The sequence below is a fragment of the Paraburkholderia youngii genome (genome assembly GCF_013366925.1).
Taxonomy (GTDB): domain Bacteria; phylum Pseudomonadota; class Gammaproteobacteria; order Burkholderiales; family Burkholderiaceae; genus Paraburkholderia; species Paraburkholderia youngii.
In genome coordinates this window covers 1,036,979-1,054,593 of sequence record NZ_JAALDK010000002.1, presented here as the reverse complement: position 1 = coordinate 1,054,593, position 17,615 = coordinate 1,036,979, and the positions used below count along the sequence as shown (strand labels likewise).

General features: G+C 63.5%; 14 protein-coding genes. 8 read left to right on the top strand and 6 right to left on the bottom strand.

Going from position 1 to position 17,615, the window contains the following annotated elements; translation table 11 throughout:
• Positions 1-2 precede the first annotated feature (2 nt).
• From tssF to G5S42_RS36185, 4 genes are read right to left on the bottom strand one after another with little or no spacing between them, the layout of a single operon-like run.
• On the bottom strand, positions 3-1,883 hold the full coding sequence (tssF, locus tag G5S42_RS36200; RefSeq protein ID WP_176111527.1) for a type VI secretion system baseplate subunit TssF: 1,881 nt from the start codon (positions 1,881-1,883) through the stop codon (positions 3-5).
• A 1-nt stretch (position 1,884) separates the two neighbouring features.
• Positions 1,885-2,403, bottom strand: a complete 519-nt coding sequence (tssE, locus tag G5S42_RS36195; protein WP_176111526.1) for a type VI secretion system baseplate subunit TssE — start codon at positions 2,401-2,403, stop codon at positions 1,885-1,887.
• The gene (locus tag G5S42_RS36190; protein WP_176111525.1) at positions 2,400-3,236 is read right to left on the bottom strand and encodes a type VI secretion system accessory protein TagJ; all 837 of its coding nucleotides are present in this window, start codon (positions 3,234-3,236) and stop codon (positions 2,400-2,402) included. The genes tssE and G5S42_RS36190 overlap by 4 nt, the downstream gene beginning before the upstream one ends.
• Complete coding sequence (locus G5S42_RS36185) at positions 3,220-3,921, bottom strand: TagK domain-containing protein (RefSeq protein ID WP_176111524.1); 702 nt, start codon at positions 3,919-3,921, stop codon at positions 3,220-3,222. The genes G5S42_RS36190 and G5S42_RS36185 overlap by 17 nt, the downstream gene beginning before the upstream one ends.
• Before the next feature lie 484 nt (positions 3,922-4,405).
• Here G5S42_RS36185 and tssH point away from each other — a divergent pair, with 484 nt between their 5' ends.
• From tssH to G5S42_RS36170, 3 genes are all read left to right on the top strand, one after another.
• Positions 4,406-7,096, top strand: a complete 2,691-nt coding sequence (gene tssH, locus G5S42_RS36180; RefSeq protein WP_176111523.1) for a type VI secretion system ATPase TssH — start codon at positions 4,406-4,408, stop codon at positions 7,094-7,096.
• Between the two features lie 425 nt (positions 7,097-7,521).
• Entirely contained in the window at positions 7,522-7,905 is a 384-nt protein-coding gene (locus tag G5S42_RS36175) for a PLDc N-terminal domain-containing protein (protein ID WP_176111522.1), read from the top strand.
• A gap of 116 nt (positions 7,906-8,021) precedes the next feature.
• A complete protein-coding gene (locus tag G5S42_RS36170; RefSeq protein WP_176111521.1) occupies positions 8,022-8,576 on the top strand; it encodes a hypothetical protein in 555 nt (184 codons plus the stop codon).
• An 8-nt stretch (positions 8,577-8,584) separates the two neighbouring features.
• Here the strand turns inward: G5S42_RS36170 and G5S42_RS36165 are convergent, their stop codons facing one another.
• Positions 8,585-10,171, bottom strand: a complete 1,587-nt coding sequence (locus G5S42_RS36165; RefSeq protein ID WP_176111520.1) for a phospholipase D family protein — start codon at positions 10,169-10,171, stop codon at positions 8,585-8,587.
• A gap of 306 nt (positions 10,172-10,477) precedes the next feature.
• Between G5S42_RS36165 and G5S42_RS36160 the strand changes: the two genes are divergently transcribed.
• Positions 10,478-11,266: a hypothetical protein gene (locus G5S42_RS36160; RefSeq protein ID WP_176111519.1), complete on the top strand. Its 789-nt coding sequence runs from the start codon at positions 10,478-10,480 to the stop codon at positions 11,264-11,266.
• Positions 11,267-11,305: 39 nt separating this feature from the next.
• On the opposite strand, the gene G5S42_RS36155 is transcribed toward G5S42_RS36160, so the two are convergent.
• On the bottom strand, positions 11,306-12,601 hold the full coding sequence (locus G5S42_RS36155) for a hypothetical protein (RefSeq protein ID WP_176111518.1): 1,296 nt from the start codon (positions 12,599-12,601) through the stop codon (positions 11,306-11,308).
• Between the two features lie 455 nt (positions 12,602-13,056).
• On the opposite strand from G5S42_RS36155, the gene G5S42_RS36150 reads away from it, so the two are divergent.
• The 4 genes from G5S42_RS36150 (at position 13,057) to G5S42_RS36135 (ending at position 17,540) form a co-directional block, all read left to right on the top strand.
• Positions 13,057-14,130, top strand: coding sequence for an AI-2E family transporter (locus G5S42_RS36150; protein WP_176111517.1), 1,074 nt, complete (start codon positions 13,057-13,059; stop codon positions 14,128-14,130).
• Between the two features lie 63 nt (positions 14,131-14,193).
• The gene (locus G5S42_RS36145; protein WP_176111516.1) at positions 14,194-14,727 is read left to right on the top strand and encodes a helix-turn-helix domain-containing protein; all 534 of its coding nucleotides are present in this window, start codon (positions 14,194-14,196) and stop codon (positions 14,725-14,727) included.
• 145 nt (positions 14,728-14,872) lie between these two features.
• Complete coding sequence (locus tag G5S42_RS36140) at positions 14,873-16,240, top strand: MFS transporter (RefSeq protein ID WP_176111515.1); 1,368 nt, start codon at positions 14,873-14,875, stop codon at positions 16,238-16,240.
• Between the two features lie 55 nt (positions 16,241-16,295).
• A complete protein-coding gene (locus G5S42_RS36135; RefSeq protein WP_176111514.1) occupies positions 16,296-17,540 on the top strand; it encodes a metal-dependent hydrolase family protein in 1,245 nt (414 codons plus the stop codon).
• The last annotated feature ends 75 nt before the right edge of the window (positions 17,541-17,615 follow it).

Below are 17,615 nucleotides of genomic sequence, written 5' to 3'. Positions count from 1 at the left end.
GCTCATACCGCTCCGCGTCCGCCCATGCGTGGCCGCCATTGGGTGATCAGGCCACGTTGCATCGAACGAAGTTCGGTTTCCGTGAACACGTTGATCGAAACGTGGCGCGCGAGGTAATGCTCGAGCACCAGGCCGAACAGATACGGGCTGATGCCTGAGAAGCCGGTTTCATCGACCGTCAGTTCGCAGCGCACGCCACGCCCATAGACGAGGAGTCCGTCGCCGGGCAAACGCCGCACCACCGGTTCGGTGCGTGCACCGACGAGTGCCTCGATTTGCCGTGCCTGTTCGCGCTCGCCCGGCGCGATGAAGAGGCCGAGCATGTTGCGCAGCGCCTGGCCGCCGTCGCTGTGGTCGAGTTCGGCGAGCGGCATATAGTTGAAGCTCAGCTGCCGGATCAGACGCCACGCCGTTTCACCGCTCGCGTACGGCGCGCGCGGCGCGCTCGGTGCATGCACGAGGCGCACGCCTTCGATCGGCACGGAGTCGGACATCGTGAGGTCGGTTTTGCCGTTACGCGGAATCAGGCGCGGCAGGTCACGGTTCGTGACCCACGCCTCGACCGACAGGTAGCGAATGTCGTCGGCGTACGGCGCCTCCGCCTGATCGACGAGCGACACGTAGACCTCGGTGCCGATATACGGCGTGCGGGTGCCGTACCTGCGCGCATTGGCGGACAGCGCGCGCTGCTCGCGACGCACCGAAAAATAGCGGCCGTGGTTGCCCACGTCGCTATGCAGTGTTTGATAAAGCGGATTGAATTCGACTTCGAGCGATGTCTGCGCCCGTTGACCGAATACGCGGGATACCGAAAAAATCTCATAGTCGAGCGGCCGGGTGCGGTCGGCGAGCAGATGAAAATCGGTTTGAGCTCGATTGATTTCGACGCGATCAGTGCGTTTGCGAAACAGGTTGATGACCGGTGTACAGAACAGCAGGAAACGCGCTGCGTCGACGTGCGTGGCAAGCTCTTCCGGCAGACGGTCGAGCAGCAGCACGATCTCCGCTTCCTTGCTGTCCACGCGCGCGAGACCGGCCGCGAGCTGCGTCAGCGCGAAGAAATAGAAGCGCTGGCGGCATGCGAAGTATTCCTGCAGCAGGTTGTGGCCGTGAAACGTATTCCAGCTTAGCGGCAGCAGGCACTGCTCCGCTTGCAGACCTTCGAATGCGACCGGTGTTTTCGCGACCACGTGCCCTTCGTCTCGCGACGCACCATACGCGCGCACGACCGAGGCGACGCTACCGGCATGGATCAGCTCGAACAGATGCGAAGCGATCCGCTCGTCGCCACCGATGTAAATGGGCAGCCGGTCGAAGTTCGTCATCTGGCTGAACTTCACTTCGCCGGTTGTGCGCAGGCGCAGCCGCAACGCGCCGCGCAATTGCACGTGCGGCAACAGATGGCGATCGGTGTCGGGGATATCCGGCGGCACGGCGGTAAGCCGGGCTTCAACGATTTCGATAGGCCATAGCGTGACGTCCTGGCTGCTGCGGAATTCGCACGCGGTTTGCTCGCCGGGCGGGATGGCCGAGCGCAGCATGCTATCCCTGGGCACTTTCAGCCCTTTCGTGAAATCGCCTTCACGCAGGCTCGGACGCAACTGCGCGACCGCGATCGCCGGCGTCGGCGCGACGTAATTCGGATAGACCACTTCGAGCAGGCGCTGCGTAAAGCGCGGAAACTCACCATCGAGTTTGATCTGCGTGCGCGCCGACATGAAGCAGAATGCCTCGATGAGTCGCTCCACGTAGGGGTCGGCAACGTCGATGCCCTCCATGCCAAGGCGGCGCGCGATTTTCGGGTGCTGCGCGGCAAACTCGCCGGCCATCTCCCGCATGTAAGTCAGTTCGCGGCTGTAGTAGTCGAGAAATTGCGGGTCCATGTCAATTTCCCCTGCCAGAGTCCGCATCGAACGTGACGTGATTCGTTTCGATATCGAATGCGCTCTGGATGCGAAATTCCAGTGGATAGGGCGACCAGCGCATGAGGCCGTGAATCTCGAACGCGAGCTGGTTGTAGCGTACAGGGTTCTCGCTATTGAGCGGCCGGATGCGCAGCGACTCGGGAATCAGACGCGGCTCGAAGCGCACGATTGCGTTGCGTACCATCTTCTCGACGGTCTCCCAGTTGCGACTGGCGAGGTAGCTGCCGGACAACGCGGGGATGCCGTAGTTGACGACCGATTCGGCTAGCATCGGGTAGCGCGCGATGTCCATTTCGTCGTCCAGGTTCGTTGTGTTGAGCAGCAGACTCAGATCACGCTGGATGATGCGGCGCATGCCTTCGCTGTTCGGCGCATAGGCGTCGGGCCGCTCGCTGCGCCGCGCGGGCGCGTCGTCGAGCAGGCGGTCGATCAGCGACGGCATATAGGCTTGCCGGTGCCGCGCGTCGGACCTGGTCATACGCGCTCGTCGTGATTGAACCGGCATTCGCCGATGTCGAGCAGGCCGACGTCGCCCTTGTCGGTGCTCCAGGTTTTCTGGCCGAGCGCGATCACGCCCGTTTCTCCAACGTCTTTCCAGGTGGTTTCGCGCGCGAGCCGGGTGGCAGCGGAGCCAGTTTCCGAGCCGGGATAGCGCACCGGCAGATAGCCGCGCAGGACAGTCGCGTCGCGTAGGCCCACGACGGCCGAGCGCCATACGAGGTCGGTCAACGCGGTGACCGGACCGAGTGTCAGCGATTTCATCGAGTCGAACGGCACCCAGCGATAACCGCCCGCGACGGTCAGCTCACACACCGGACCCAGCCGGCTATCGCTATCGGTCAGCCACTCGAATTCGCCGATCTGCGTGCTTTCGCCGCGCGTGGCCGGCGCGGCGTCCAACGCGGCGCCGCGCAGTTCATCGGCGGCGGCGAGATTGCCCTCGCCGAGCTCGAGGTTGGCTTGCAGCAGTGTTTTCACCCATTCGGGCAGCGGCTCGATCTCGCCCGGCGTGCGCTGACCCGCGAACACCTCGGCGCGGAACATCTCGCTGCGGATCAGCCCGCGATACATCTGGGCGCGCGATGTGCCTTCCGGCTCGAGCGTGGCCCACGTCTGCAACTGCTGTAGCGCGCGGTTCCATTCGCCGTCCAGGCACAACAGCTCGAACAGCAGCCAGCGTTCGCGCACGTTCGACGGATGCTTGCGCACTTTGTCGATGGTTTGCTCCTTCAGTTCGCCGTAGGTCTGCGCGTCGAGCAGGCTGCTAAGGGTTGGAGGGTCCGACTTGGGCAGGTCAGCGGTTATGTTCATCTGAAAATGCAGGCTCTTCGTATTCGATCGATTCAGGCATGGCGATGTGGCTGTCCATGCTGACCAGGTGATGTTCTTCGCGTGCGAGCAGCGCGGTCCTGCTCGCACGGTGTGCGGGAATTCCGCGCGGCGCGAGCAGCGCGAGGATCTCGTGCGTTTGGTCCGCCTCGAAAATCTGCTCGGCACCGAACGAGTCAAGACCATCGAGCAGGGTGTCGATGTTCTTCCCCTGCGTCAGCAGGTCGAACACGGACGCTTCCGTCTGCGACGGATCGACAAGTTCGGCGAACGGATCGGGAGGTGACCCGATGATCGACTCGCTCTGAGCTTCGGCCGACGCCTTGGGCTCGGGCCCGTTCTCGCTCTTCCGGTTCAGCAGCGCTTCACGGTATTCGAGCGTGAGCGCGGCGAGCGGGTCCGCTTCATCGATGTCGGCTGCCAGAAGCTTTGCCATGCCGTCGTGTCCGCCGCGTTCCGCTGAATGCGGTTCGCGCCGCAACTGCAGCGGATCGTCATCGTCATCGTCCTCGTCGGCTAGTGCGATCAGGTCGCTGAAGTCATCCGGCTTCGTGAGCACGGGCTCGATCCGGTCCGCGGGCGGATTCAGGCTCGACGGTGGTGTCGGGACGGATTCTTCAGGCGTGTTCGCTTTTTCGGGAGGCGGGTTCAGTAACAAATCGGGCATAAGCTGAAGGTCGGGATGCGCGCTCGGAACAGCGTCAGACGAACACGCCACGCCGGCGCGACCGTTGCGCGAAGCGGTACGAACGAGCCCGAGAGACTGGATGGTTCGTGCGAACGTCCTGAGCGCACCCGCTTCGAAAGGTGAATGGTCCCAGCGAGCGTGATATCCAGTCATTGCTTGGCCGGTATGCAATGGCGAATCAGATCTGCCTGTAAAGCGCGCATTGGTAAAAGACTCTCCCGACGAAGACATAAAAGGATCACCAACTAAAAATGCGGGTTGGCGCCTGGCAGATGTGAATGCTACTTCGCGCACCTCGAGCGGAATATGGGCGACGGCCCAAATACACGCAGCGATCGACCGCCTATCCTTGTCGCTCGATCAGTGTGGCCAGCACGCTTTTTCGGATACCTGCGCGCGGTGTGCCGGATGTCACGGCAGAGCCGCGCTTTCCGCAACAAACATCTTTACCTGCAACGTCATCATGTCCATTTCACGCCACGCGTTGTTCGGCAAGCTCGGCGCGACGCTCTTCAGGAGCATCGAATCCGCTACGGCGTTTTCCAAGCTGCGCGGCAACCCGTATATCGAGCTGGTGCACTGGCTGCACCAGCTGCTCGCGCAGTCCGATAGCGACCTGCACCGCATCGTCAGACACTGCGGCATCAGCCGCGAACTGCTCGAGCGGGACCTGCAGAGGGCACTTGCCGCGCTGCCGTCCGGGGCGAGCGCGCTCACGGATTTTTCGCATCATGTCGAGACGGCAATCGAGCGCGCGTGGGTCGTCGCGACGCTGGCGTTCGGCGACGGGCGGATTCGCGGTGCATGGCTGATGGCGGCGCTTGTCGAGACGCCGGACTTACGGCGCTTGCTGCTGGCCATTTCGCCGGAGTTCGGCAAGATTGCCGTCGACCGCCTTCACGATGCGTTGCCAGCCTGGATCGACGGTTCCCCCGAAGAGAAGGACACCCCGTACGACCAGAGCGACTTTTCGTCCGCGGTGCCGGGCGAGGCGTCCGGTGCGCTCGCAGCCTCGGCGAAGGGCGCGGCGGCACTTGCGCAGTTTTGCGCGGATCTGACCGCACGTGCGCGCGCCGGTGAAATCGATCCGGTGGTTGGCCGCGAAGTCGAGATTCGCACGATGATCGACGTGCTGTTGCGGCGGCGCCAAAATAATCCGCTTCTGACCGGCGACGCCGGGGTTGGCAAGACGGCGGTCGTCGAAGGTCTCGCGCGCGCGATCGCGGCCGGCGAAGTCCCGCCGAAACTTGCCGACGTGCGGCTGTTGAGCCTCGACGTCGGTGCGCTGCTTGCGGGCGCGAGCATGAAGGGCGAATTCGAGGCCAGGCTGAAGTCGGTACTCGAGGAGGCGGCGAAGTCGGCGGCTCCGGTCGTGCTGTTCGTCGACGAGATTCACACGCTGATCGGCGCCGGCGGTCAGGCCGGCACCGGCGACGCGGCAAACCTGCTGAAACCGGCGCTCGCCCGCGGCACGTTGCGCACGATCGGCGCGACGACGTGGGTCGAGTACAAGCGGCACATCGAGAAAGACCCGGCGCTCACGCGGCGCTTTCAGGTGCTGCAGATCGCCGAGCCAGAGGAGCCGTCCGCGATCGACATGGTCCGCGGACTCGCACGCACGCTCGCGAGCCATCATGGCGTCGTGGTTCTCGACGAAGCGATTCGCGCAGCCGTGACACTGTCGCATCGCTATATTCCGTCGCGTCAGTTGCCGGACAAGGCGATCAGCCTGCTCGACACCGCCTGCGCGCGCGTCGCGCTATCGCAGCATGCGCCGCCGCGCGAATTGCAGCGGATTCGCGAGCGCTTGCAAGCGGCGCGCGTCAAAGCCGAGCTGCTCGGGAACGAGGTGCGTATCGGGCTTGGCAGCGAGGCCGCGCTGGCCGACGTCAACGCGACCATCGCAACCCTCGAGTTCGAGGATCGTGTTGTCGAAACCGCCTGGCAGACCCAGTCCGAGGCGGCGAAGGCGCTGGCGGGCGCGCGCGAGGCCGTGAGCGCGCGCGCCGCAGCAGGCGGACCCGAGGCCGACGCGCGCGATAGCGCGGCGAGCGAACTGCAGACTTTGCGCGAGCTGGAGCGCACGTTATCGAACCTGCAGGCGGCTACGCCATTCGTGTTTCCGGAAGTCGGCGAAGCGATCGTCGCCGACATCGTCTCTGACTGGACCGGTATTCCAGTCGGACGCATGATCACCGACGAGGTGAGCGCCGTGCAGATGCTGCCCGCCACGCTGGCGGCGCGCGTGATCGGCCAGCACGACGCTTTGCAACAGATCGGCGAGCGCGTGCAGACGGCGCGCGCCGGGCTCGCGGACCCGCGCAAGCCGCTCGGCGTCTTCCTTCTCGCGGGACCGTCCGGCGTCGGCAAGACGGAAACCGCGCTCGCGTTGGCGGAGGCGCTCTACGGCGGCGAACAGAATCTCATCACGATCAACATGAGCGAATACCAGGAGGCGCATACGGTCTCGGGACTCAAGGGCGCGCCGCCTGGCTACGTCGGTTACGGCGAGGGCGGTGTGCTGACCGAAGCGGTGCGCCGACGTCCGTACTCGGTCGTGCTGCTCGACGAAATTGAAAAGGCGCACGGCGACGTGCATGAAATGTTCTACCAGGTGCTGGACAAGGGCTACATGGAAGACGGCGATGGTCGCTATATCGATTTCCGCAATACGACCATCCTGATGACCAGCAATGTCGGCGCCGATCTGAGCGCGAGCCTATGCGCGGACGAAATGCTTGCACCGGATTTTGACGGTCTGCGTTCCGCGCTTGCGACGGAATTGCTGAAGGCGTTTCCGGCCGCCTTTCTCGGGCGTGTGACGCTGGTGCCATATCGTCCGCTGGGCTCGGATTCGTTCGCGCGGATCGTGCGTTTGCATCTCGATCGCGTCGTTCGGCGCATGGCGGATAACAACGGCATCGCGCTGAGCTATACATCGGAGGTGGTCGACTACATCGTCGGGCGCTGCCTCGTGCAGGAGACCGGGGCGCGTCTTTTGATCGGCTTTATCGAACAGCACGTGCTGCCGCGCCTCGCACGGCAGTGGCTCGATGCGTTTGCAGCGAAAAGCGCGCTCACGCATATGACAATCGAGGTGACCGATCCGGCTGCGGCACCTGCGGATGCGCTCGTGGTCCGGGCTAGCTGCTGACGCATGCTCCGAATTTATTCAGGTTTGTTTACGAAAGTGAACGAAGGCTGCCCTTCAATCGATGCATCTCGCAAACACTTTTTTGGCATTTTTTTTGCATAGCAATGGCGCTCGCCTTTGACCTCGTTTTCACATGATGCATGTCTAATGCCAGCGGCATGATCGCCAGATCGTCAGAAATCGCAAATCGAAGGGAATCCTTAAAAATTGCTCTCGCTACTTGATCGGAATAGTCTATAAAGACAAAAAGTGCCGCATCATGCGCATGTCTTTCATACAGTATGAATGCACGTGCCCAGTTGACATGCGGTCATGGTAGATTTTCAGCGCTGCCATGCTAATCATATGCGCCATCCATAGCAGGCAACCATAGGTCGAAATCCGTTCCGCCTTTCAATTGCAACCGGAATGACTGGAGAACAACAATGCTCTTCTTTAATGATGGTTTCACATTCCCGAATTTTCTGGCCGACGTTTTTTCCATCTTCATCTTTATTCTGTGGTTCTGGCTGTTGATCACGGTGTCGAGCGACCTGTTCCGCCGCCATGACGTGTCGGGATGGGGCAAGGTTCTGTGGGTGATTTTCCTGATCATCCTGCCGTATATCGGCATCTTCGCGTATCTGCTCACGCAGCATCGCGGCATGGCGGAACGCGATCAGGCGCGGGCCAGGCAGATGCGCGAAGATTTGCGCAATGTGGTGGGCTTCAGTGTCGCCGACGAAATCGACAAGCTCGACAAGTTGAAAGCGTCCGGTTCCATTTCTGCGGACGAGCACTCGCGTCTGCGCGCGAAGCTCGTGCAGTAAGCGTCGGTTACCTCAGTGCAGCCATCGGCGAGCGGGCGCATTGCCCGTGTCGCCTTGGCTTTTGCGCGGTGAGGGTTTCCCGATCGACGCGCGATCGAACGTAACGGGAGGAACCCATGCTTGCCCGAGTCGCCCACGTTCGAAACGCTGTTGCGCGAACGGCACGGGCGCCGCTGGTTTTGCGCCGCGCCGCGCTCACGTGCGTGACGGCGTTGATGCTCGCCGCTTGCGCGCAACCGTGGCAGCAATTCCAGGCTGGGCAGGACCAAGCGGCGATCATCGCCCGGATGGGTCCGCCGCGCGAAACCTATGACCTGCCCGGAGGCGGCCGCAGGCTGATGTGGCCGACCCAGCCGATGGGTTCGACCACCGTCGCCGCCGACATCGACGCTTCAGGCAAGATCGTGAGCGTGCGTCAAGTGTTGCAGTTGAGCGAATTCAATCGCGCGGAAATCGGCAAATGGACGCGCGAGGATGTGCTGACCAATTTCGGCCGCCCCGTGCAGACGCAGTTTTTCCGGCTCTCGCAACGCGAAGTCTGGTCGTACCGTTACATCGAAAACAACATCAACCACATGCTGTTCAATTTTGCGTTCGACACCAACGGCGTGTTGCGCGCGACGCAGCGCTCGCCTGATCCATTGCGGGATCGCGATTTGCGACGGTTCTGAACCGCAAGCTATAGCAACGACTCAATTGGCATTATCGACAGCATCCATACACCGAGCCGCGCGTACCACGTCGCATTCGGTTCGGTATCGAGGCGGGTTTCCACGCCGTCGTTGGTTTCGATCCAGTACAGCTTGCCGTTTGCGTCGAGATGCACCGCGTACGCGACTGTCGGCAGCAAAGCGAGAAATTTTCGATCGACCCGCGTCGCGAGATCGGGGCTGTCGATCACGAGGCCAAGCTCGGTATTCAGATGCGCGGAGCGCGGATCGAAGTTGAACGAACCGACGAAAACCCGCTGGGAATCGGCGATGAAAGTTTTCGCATGCAAGCTCGAACCCGAGCTGCCGAACGGCCCCGGCGACTGTTCTTTCTTCTGGATGACGCCCGCCACGCGCCGCAATTCATACAGGTGCACGCCGTTTTGCAGCAACTCGACGCGCCGCCTGATATAGCCCGAGTGCACGGCGGTGACATCGGTCGCTTCCAGCGCGTTCGTCAACACGCGCACATCGACGCCCTGGGCGGCGAGGCCGCTCAGAAACTGCGTGCCCGTATTCGCCGGCACGAAGTAGGGCGAGACGAGGTCGAGCGACTTCGTCGGCTGGCCCATCACTTCGCGTAGCTGGTGCGGAATCAGCGCTTCCGGCGGCGCGTCGTTCAAGCCTTTCGCGGGGTCGTCGCTGATCATCTTCGTTTTGGCCCAATCGAGCGGCAGCTTGTGGTCGAGCAGGTTCTGCACGACGCGTGGACCGCGCAGCGCTTGCTTGTACTCCGCGGCGGCGGGCTCCTGTTCGATCGCCTGCGCATCACGCTCGAGCGTGGCCAGTTCATCGACGCTCTCGTGCGGCAGGATCTTGTCGACCGGATACGCCGACGCGCTGGCCCAGTAGCGGTCGAAATCGCGCGACACGTCGGCCGCGGCCGGTCCGATCGCGAGGACATCGAGGTCGGCGAAGACGACGCCGTCGGTGGCATCGAAATACTCGTCGCCGATGTTGCGGCCGCCGAGGATCGTCGCGGTGGCGTCGGCGGTCAGTGACTTGTTGTGCATGCGCCGATTGGCGCGTGAGAAGTCGGTTACAAAGCCGAGGAATTTCGGGCTGCGCACGACGAACGGGTTGAACAGGCGTACCTCGATATTCGGATGCGAGTTGAGCGCCGAGAGTGTCGGGTCGAGCGCGGACGCGATGCCGAGATCGTCGAGCAGCAGGCGCACCCGCACGCCCCGGTCCGCCGCTTCGTGGATCTGTTCGAGCAGCAGCGTGCCGGTCAGATCGTCGCGCCAGATGTAGTACTGGATGTCGAGCGTGCGTTGCGCGGAACGGATCAGGTCCATGCGCGCGGCAAACGCGACATGCGCATCGGCCAGCGGATAAATGCCCGCCAGCCCCGCGTGCGAGGCCAATTCGGGCGCGACCGCGCGACCGAGATCCGTGGTGGCCGCCACCGCGGGCGACAACGCATGCGACTCCTTGCGGTCCTCGAGCGACGGTAACCGCGCGCAGCCGGCGAGCAGGCTTGCGCACAGCAGCGCGCACAGCGCGCCCTTCCATCGACGATGCGGGAACGACGGGTGGTGTATCTGCGCTTGCATGGAGTCCGGGTCTTCCTTTGGGTCGCGCGTTCTTGCACGCAGCTTGCATTGGTTGAGAAGAATACTATGAGCGCATGTCCATCGGTGCGCCGCCCGACGCTCTTGTTGCGCCAGGCGCTTTGTCCGATGATACGAGCAGGCTGCGCGAATTCGAACGGGGGCCAACCCGGCTGCGCATCGGCCGCACGGTTTCCGTGCGAGCGAGCGTGATCCGCTTCGCGTCAGCGTAAAAGGGTCGCCAAGAGGCGTAAAAGGTCCGGTTCACGGCGCCTTCGAGCATTTCGCCCCACTGTGGAGTCGAGCAACGTGAAGATCTCCCGCTTGCTGCTGGCTAGCGTGCTGCTTTTCCTGGCGGGCACCGTGCTACAGATGATATGGCCGCTCGCGCAGCCTGCCTCGTATCACCACTTCGCCGATCAGCGCTCGCTGGGGCCGCTGCACAATGCGGCGGACGTGCTCTCGAACATCGTCATTCTGATCGCCGGCGTGCTCTGTCTGCGCTGGGTCACGCGGCATGCGTCGAACCAGCCGGCGCAATTTCCCGGCATGGTCGTCGCCGCGATCGGGCTGCTGTTCACCGCGTTCGGTTCGGCGTACTACCACATGGCGCCGAACGACGCGACGCTCGTCTGGGATCGCCTGCCGATGACGATCGTGTTCGCCGGCATCCTCGCGATGCTATGGACGTCGTGGAGCGGACAGCGCGTCGGCTGGGCGCAGATGCTGATCATGGTGGTCGTGTCGCCCGCCACCGTCGGCTACTGGCTGGTATTCAACAGCCTGTGGCCTTACGCGATTCTGCAGTTCGGCGGCCTCATGCTGATCGTCGGCATGACGCTCACGCGCAAGGTGGACGGCGTGATCGCATGGACGCTCGTGATCGTCTTCTACGGGGTCGCGAAGATTTTCGAAAGCCTCGATTGGCAGATATGGGAGCTCACGCATCACGTGATCGCCGGCCATGCGTTGAAGCATGTGTCGAGCGGTCTTGCCGGCGCGTCGATGATTCTGGTCGCGAACGCGGCGCCGCGCTCAGTCGCGGGCATCATGCCGCGCCGGCCGCGCGGCATCGGGCATTCCGGTACGCCGCGTTGAAGCCGCATCACGGCGAAGTGAAGCGGCCTGCGGCGGATGTTATTGCGGCTCGTACCACGAATACGTCGCCAACGTGCTCACCGGCGGCGTGCCGATCTGCAGCGTGATGTCGCGCAACGATGTCAGTTCGATATTGCGCAAGTCGCCCATATAGCGGCGCGAATCGCCGTTGTCGTTGATATACGCGACCACGTCGCCCATGATGCCCGCGACGTTCGTGCTCGTCAGCGGCTCGCCCCAGATATCGAAGAAGTCGCCGAGCGTATAGGTCCTTTCGGTCGGCGCTTCCATATGGATGATGCCGGTGTTGTCGTGCGTGTGCATTTCATACGTGCATTGCGACAGGATGCCGACGTTCGCCGGCAACGCGAGCCATTGCCCGTCCTTGATGATCGCGAGGTGCGCGTGCACGTGGTACAGCACATTCATGTTCGGCGCGCAGGTCAGGCCGTCGACCGGCGAGCCGTTGCCGCCCGTCGACGTCGTGCCGTTCGGCCAGAACGACGAGCCGACCACGCCTCCGAAGACGAGCGTGATCGGGTTCGGGTCGAACGGCGGCGGATCGGTCCACGCATAGGTGGGCACTTGTGTGACAGGCGTGCCGACCATGATCGTGATTTCGTCGTGCGGCTTCAGCACGAGGCTCGCGGGGTCGCCCGTGTATTGCGTGAGAGTGCCGCCGTCGTTCACGTAGATCGCGATCGGCGAGGCGGTCAGACCCGCCACGTTTGACGCACTCAGCGGCTCGCCCCAGATCGAGAAGAACTGGCCGAGCGTATAAGTCGCGCCGGTCGTCGCGTCCATATGGATCTTGCCGCTCGAATCGACCGTGTGCACCGGATACGCGCAGCCAGTCGGCGCGGTGATGGTCGGCTCGACCATGCCGATGTTGGGCGACAGCGTCAGGAGTTGCCCGTTCTGATAGATCGAGACGTGAGCATACGTGTACGCGGTGCTGCGCAACGCGCAGTTCAGTCCGCCGACGGGCTGACCGGTTCCGCCCGCTGACGTGACGCCCGCGGGCCAGATGGCGGCGCCGAGTGTCGTGCCGTCGATGATCGGCGTCGCGGCGGCGAGCTTGGGCGTCGTCGCGCTCGCGTCCGATGCGCCCGACGGGCTCGACGCCGGAGTTGGACTTGATGCCGGAGTTGAACTTGATGCCGGTGCCGGACTCGACGCGGGCGCGGGACTCGATGCGGGGGTGGTCGCTCCGGCCGCGCCGTTCGAGCCGATGCCGCCCGGCTCCGCGCCGCTGCCGCCACCTCCGCCGCCACAAGCGGACAATGTCCAGATCAGACCTAATGCGACGAATCGCGACCCCAGCCGTTGCAGCATCTCGTTCTCCATGCCGTGAGGTGAAAGGGATGCGTGCAGCGGACATCGCGCATAGACAAAGTGCGGACATCGCACCGCCACGCGCGGCGCGGGTTTCACTGCGTGATTTGGCCGAACGCTGTCACCGCGTGGCGCAGGCGCTCGCGTCGAACCACGTCAGGTGATCGAAACCGATTAAAACAGCCTAACAGATGGTTTCACGAGCGAGACCGGCGCATCACAACGTTTCGCGACATTCTGCTGGCGCATTTCGAGGTATCGGCCTGGAGTTTGCGGACGGAACGATCTGGCGCGCTTTATATGTGAGCTGTCATCGTTCTGTGCGAAGATCGGTTCTGTCCATCGCGCGGCCTGCTGTGTAAGGGGCTCGTACGGCGGGCGCGTGCGCGGCGATCGCCGTCGTCCTCGGGTTGAGCGCGGGCGCACCTGTTTGCCGATTCATGGAGCACTGAGCAATGACCGACAGATTGCAAGCGTCCGTATACGTAGTGCTGCTGCTGCTGATTGTGGGCTGGTTGCTGTATATCGGGCGTGCGGTTTTCGTGCCGATCGTGTTCGGCGCGATCGCGGTGTACCTGGTGGTCGACCTCACGCGGCTGCTGCAACGCATTCCGCTGATCGGCCCGCGGCTGCCGGTGCAGTTGCGCTATGGGCTGTCGATGTTCCTGATCTGCGCCGCGATTTTCTTCGCAGTCGACATGCTGGTCGCCAACTATGACGCGCTCGTCGCGCTCGCCCCGCGCTACCAGGACTCGGTCTTGCTGATGATCCACAAGATCTCGACGCTGCTGCACCTCGAAAGCGAGCCGACCTGGGAGTCACTGCGGCGGAACATACTCACGCAACTTAACATTCAGGCGATGGTGACGGGCCTGCTGGCGTCGCTCTCGTCGATGATCATCGACCTGTTCGTGATCGTGCTGTATGCGAGTTTTCTGCTGTTCGAGCGCCGCACGTTCGGCGACAAGCTGGCGAACATGACCGCCAATTCGACCAACGCGGCGCGCATCCGGGGCGTGGTCATCGACATCAACCGGCGCATTGGCGCGTATCTCGCGCTGAAGACGTTTCTCGGCGTGCTGCTCGGCGGGCTCTGCTGGCTCGCGATGCGCAGCGTCGGCCTCGAGTTCGCCGGGCTGTGGGCGATACTGACCGCGCTGCTGAACTATGTGCCATATATCGGCTCGGTGCTCGCGGTTGCGTTCCCGGTGCTGATGTCGGTACTGCAGTTCGGCGACGTGAATTCGGTCCTGATCGTGCTGGTTTCGCTGTCCGCGATTCACTTCGTGATCGGCAATATTCTCGATCCGTATCTGACGGGCAATTCGCTGAACCTGAGCCCGTTCGCGATTGTCGCGAGCATGGCGGTGTGGTCGGCGTTGTGGGGCGTGCCGGGCGCCTTTCTCGCGGTGCCCATCACCGCCAGCATGACGATCATTTTCTCCGAATTCGAAATGACGCGGCCTGTCGCGGTGCTGCTGTCGAAAAACGGCCGGCTCACTTACGGCAAGACCGAGCAGACCGCTTGAAGCGGTCGCCGCGGCGGCTCTTTCACCCGCGCGTTCTTCGACGAGCCGTTCCAATGCGAACTCATGTCCCGCTCACACGACCCTGAACTCCAGCCCCTTCCCATCCCGGGCAGCGCCGAAGCGCTCGAAGACCCGGCGTTGTTGCGCCGCCTGCTGCGCGCGAAAGACCGCATCGATGCCGCGTCGCACGAAGCCTGGCCGGTGCGGCGCCTGGCTGAAGTAAGCGGCGTGTCGGAAGCGCACTTCGCGCGTTCGTTCAAGCGGGCCTTCGGCGTGCCGCCGCACCGCTATCTGTTGACGCGCCGTATCGAGCAAGCCACCACGCTGCTGCGTGACACCGACCTCGGCATCACGGACATCGCGTTCGCGACCGGCTGGGAAAGCCTCGGCACGTTCGGCCGCGTGTTTCGCGACATCACCGGCCTGAGCCCGAGCGAGATGCGCGTGCAGGCACGCGCCAATCAGACCGAACTCGATCGCGTGCCCGCCTGTGTGCTGAAGGCCGCGCAACGTCCGGACCTGACGACCGCGGTTCTGGAAAAGCGTCGCCGCACGAACGGCGACGCTGCCGAGCCTCCTGCCAGCGAGAAAACATGAATCAGGCAGTGCTCGCGCCCGCCGCATCGTGATGCCGGAATCCGCATATTCGATGCGGTTTCCAACCAAGACCCGCCCATTTCGACTTCCTATACTCGTTCGACCAAGCCCGGTGCCACGGCGCCGCCCTTTCTGGAAGGAAGCTATGTCGACGATTCCCGCGCGTATAGAGCGCCTACCGTACTCGAGCTTTCATCGCAAACTGCTATGGATGGGAGGACTCGGTTACGTCTTCGATGCGATGGATGCCGCGGTACTGGCCTTCATGCTGCCAGTGCTGCGCAATCAGTGGAATCTGAGCAGCGTGCAGACCGGCGTGCTCGGCAGCGGCACCTTCATTGGCTACTTCTTCGGCGCCGCGCTCGCTGGCATCCTCGGTGACGTGATCGGCCGCCGCACAGTGATGGTGTGGGCACTGATCATCTACTGCCTCGCATCGCTCGTCAGCGCCACTGCGCAGAATTGGCCTTTCTTCATGGCGACACGCATCATCGCCGGGCTCGGCACCGGCGCCGAAAGCGCGATCGTCGCGCCCTTCCTGTCGGAGTTCTGCGCGCGCAAATATCGCGGCACCTTCACCGGCAGTCTGGCGGCGTTCTTCTCGTTCGGCTTCGTCTTCGCCGCGATACTCGGTTATCTGGTCATACCGCTCGCGCCCGACGCCTGGCGTGTCGTGTCGGTGATCACTGCACTGCCGATCGTCATGCTGCTGTGGTGGCGGCGCGCGTTGCCCGAATCACCGCGCTGGCTCGACAGCCGCGGCAGAACCGCCGAAGCCGAGGTGATCGTCGAACGGATGGAAGCCGTGGTACGCGCCGCCGGTTTGCCGCTGCTGCCGGAGCAAGCGCAGGGGGTGAGCGCCCCAGCCCCGGTCGCGTCCGGTACGCCACTGGCGAAACTCAAGGCGCTGTGGTCGCGGCAACTGGCCGGCATCACCGCGATGGCCTGGTTGATGTGGCTGTCGATCACGTTCAGCTACTACGCGTTCTTTACGTGGATTCCCGGTCTGCTGGTGCAAAACGGCATGACGATTACGCGCAGTTTTTCGTATTCACTGGTCATGTACCTCGCGCAGATTCCCGGCTACTTCTCGGGCGCGTGGCTCAATGAAAAGATCGGCCGCCGTGCGACCATCGTCACGTACATGGCGCTCGGCGGATTCTCCGCGTTGGGGCTCGCGCTCACGCACAGCGATGCCGAAATTCTGACCTCCGGCTTTTTGCTGTCGTTCTTCATGAACGGGACTTATGCCGGCGTCTATGCGTACACCCCCGAGGTGTTCCCCACCGAAGTGCGCGCGACCGGCATGGGCGTCGCTTCGGCGATCGGCCGCCTCGGCGCGATCGCCGCGCCGATCCTGGTCGGATTTCTTTATCCGCGGCTGGGCTTCGGTGGGGTTTTCGGCGGCACGACGCTGGTGCTGATCATCGGTGCGCTCGCCGTTCTAATCATGGGAGTGTCCACTCGCGGCCGGTCGCTCGAAGAAATTGCCGCGATGCGCCTGAACCGCTGAACGGCTGATCGCCGGCGGATTACGCGCTGGCACTCCGCAACCCCAGGAACAACATATGGACCGCATCCTGTTCAAGAACGCCGCTTTGCTCGATCCAATGCATCATGCATTGCAGCCGGGTCACAATCTGCTCGTCGAAGGCGACACGATCAAGGCAGTCTCGCAGCAGCCGATCGACGCATCCGGCGCACAGGTCATCGATCTGCAAGGGAAGACCATCATGCCGGGCCTGATCGACCTGCACGCGCACATGGTCGCGACGCAGTTCGACTTGCCGAGCCAGGTCAACATGCCCAACGTATTCGTCACGCTCAAGGCGCTGCCGATCATGCGCGGCATCCTGCGGCGCGGCTTCACGACCGTGCGCGATGCGGGCGGCGCCGGCTTCGCGCTCAAGCAATCGGTCGAGATGGGACTTGCGCAAGGGCCGCGCCTGTTCGTTGCCGGACGCGCGCTGAGCCAGACCGGCGGCCACGGCGACGGCCGCGCGCGCACCGACTTCATGCCCGGCGACGCGCCTTGCAATTGCTGCGTGCGCGTCGGTGCGTTGAGCCGGGTCGTCGATGGCGTCGACGCGTTGCGCCGCGCCGTGCGCGAAGAACTGCAAATGGGCGCCGACCAGATCAAGATCATGGCGTCTGGCGGCGTCGCGTCGCCGACCGATCCGATCGGCGCGCTCGGCTACTCGGAGGACGAGATTCGCGCGGTCGTCGCCGAGGCCGAGGCGCGCGGCACCTATGTGATGGCGCACGCCTATACGGCTGAATCGATGCGGCGCGCGGTGCGCTGCGGGGTGCGCACGATCGAGCACGGCAATCTGATCGATGCGCCGACCGCCGATCTGATGGCCGAGTGCGGCGCGTACGTGGTACCCACGCTGGTGGCCTACGAGGCCTTGCATATCGAGGGCGTGCGCTATGGCCTGTCGGCCGAGAGCGCGGCCAAGATCGACATCGTGCGTGACGCCGGTTTGAAGTCGCTGGAGATTTTCAAGCGCGCCGGGGTCAAGATGGGCTTCGGTTCCGATCTGCTCGGCCCGGGCCACCGGATGCAAAGCGACGAGTTTTCGATCCGCGCGCAAGTGCTGACCCCCGCCGAGATCATCGGCAGCGCCACCACCATCGGCGCCGAGATTCTCGGCATGACGGGTAAGCTGGGACGCCTGACACCGGGCGCCTTTGCCGACGTGCTGGTGGTCGACGGCGATCCGTTGCGCGATCTGAGTTGTCTGACGGGCCAGGGCGAGCGTATCCCGCTGGTGATGAAGGCCGGGCGCGTCGAGTTCAACGAATTGCATTGAACCGGCGCGCGAGCCGAGCGCAGTTTTGGAGAAGCGCCGCCCGGTGCTCAGCGATACAGTCGAGCCCTCAACCAC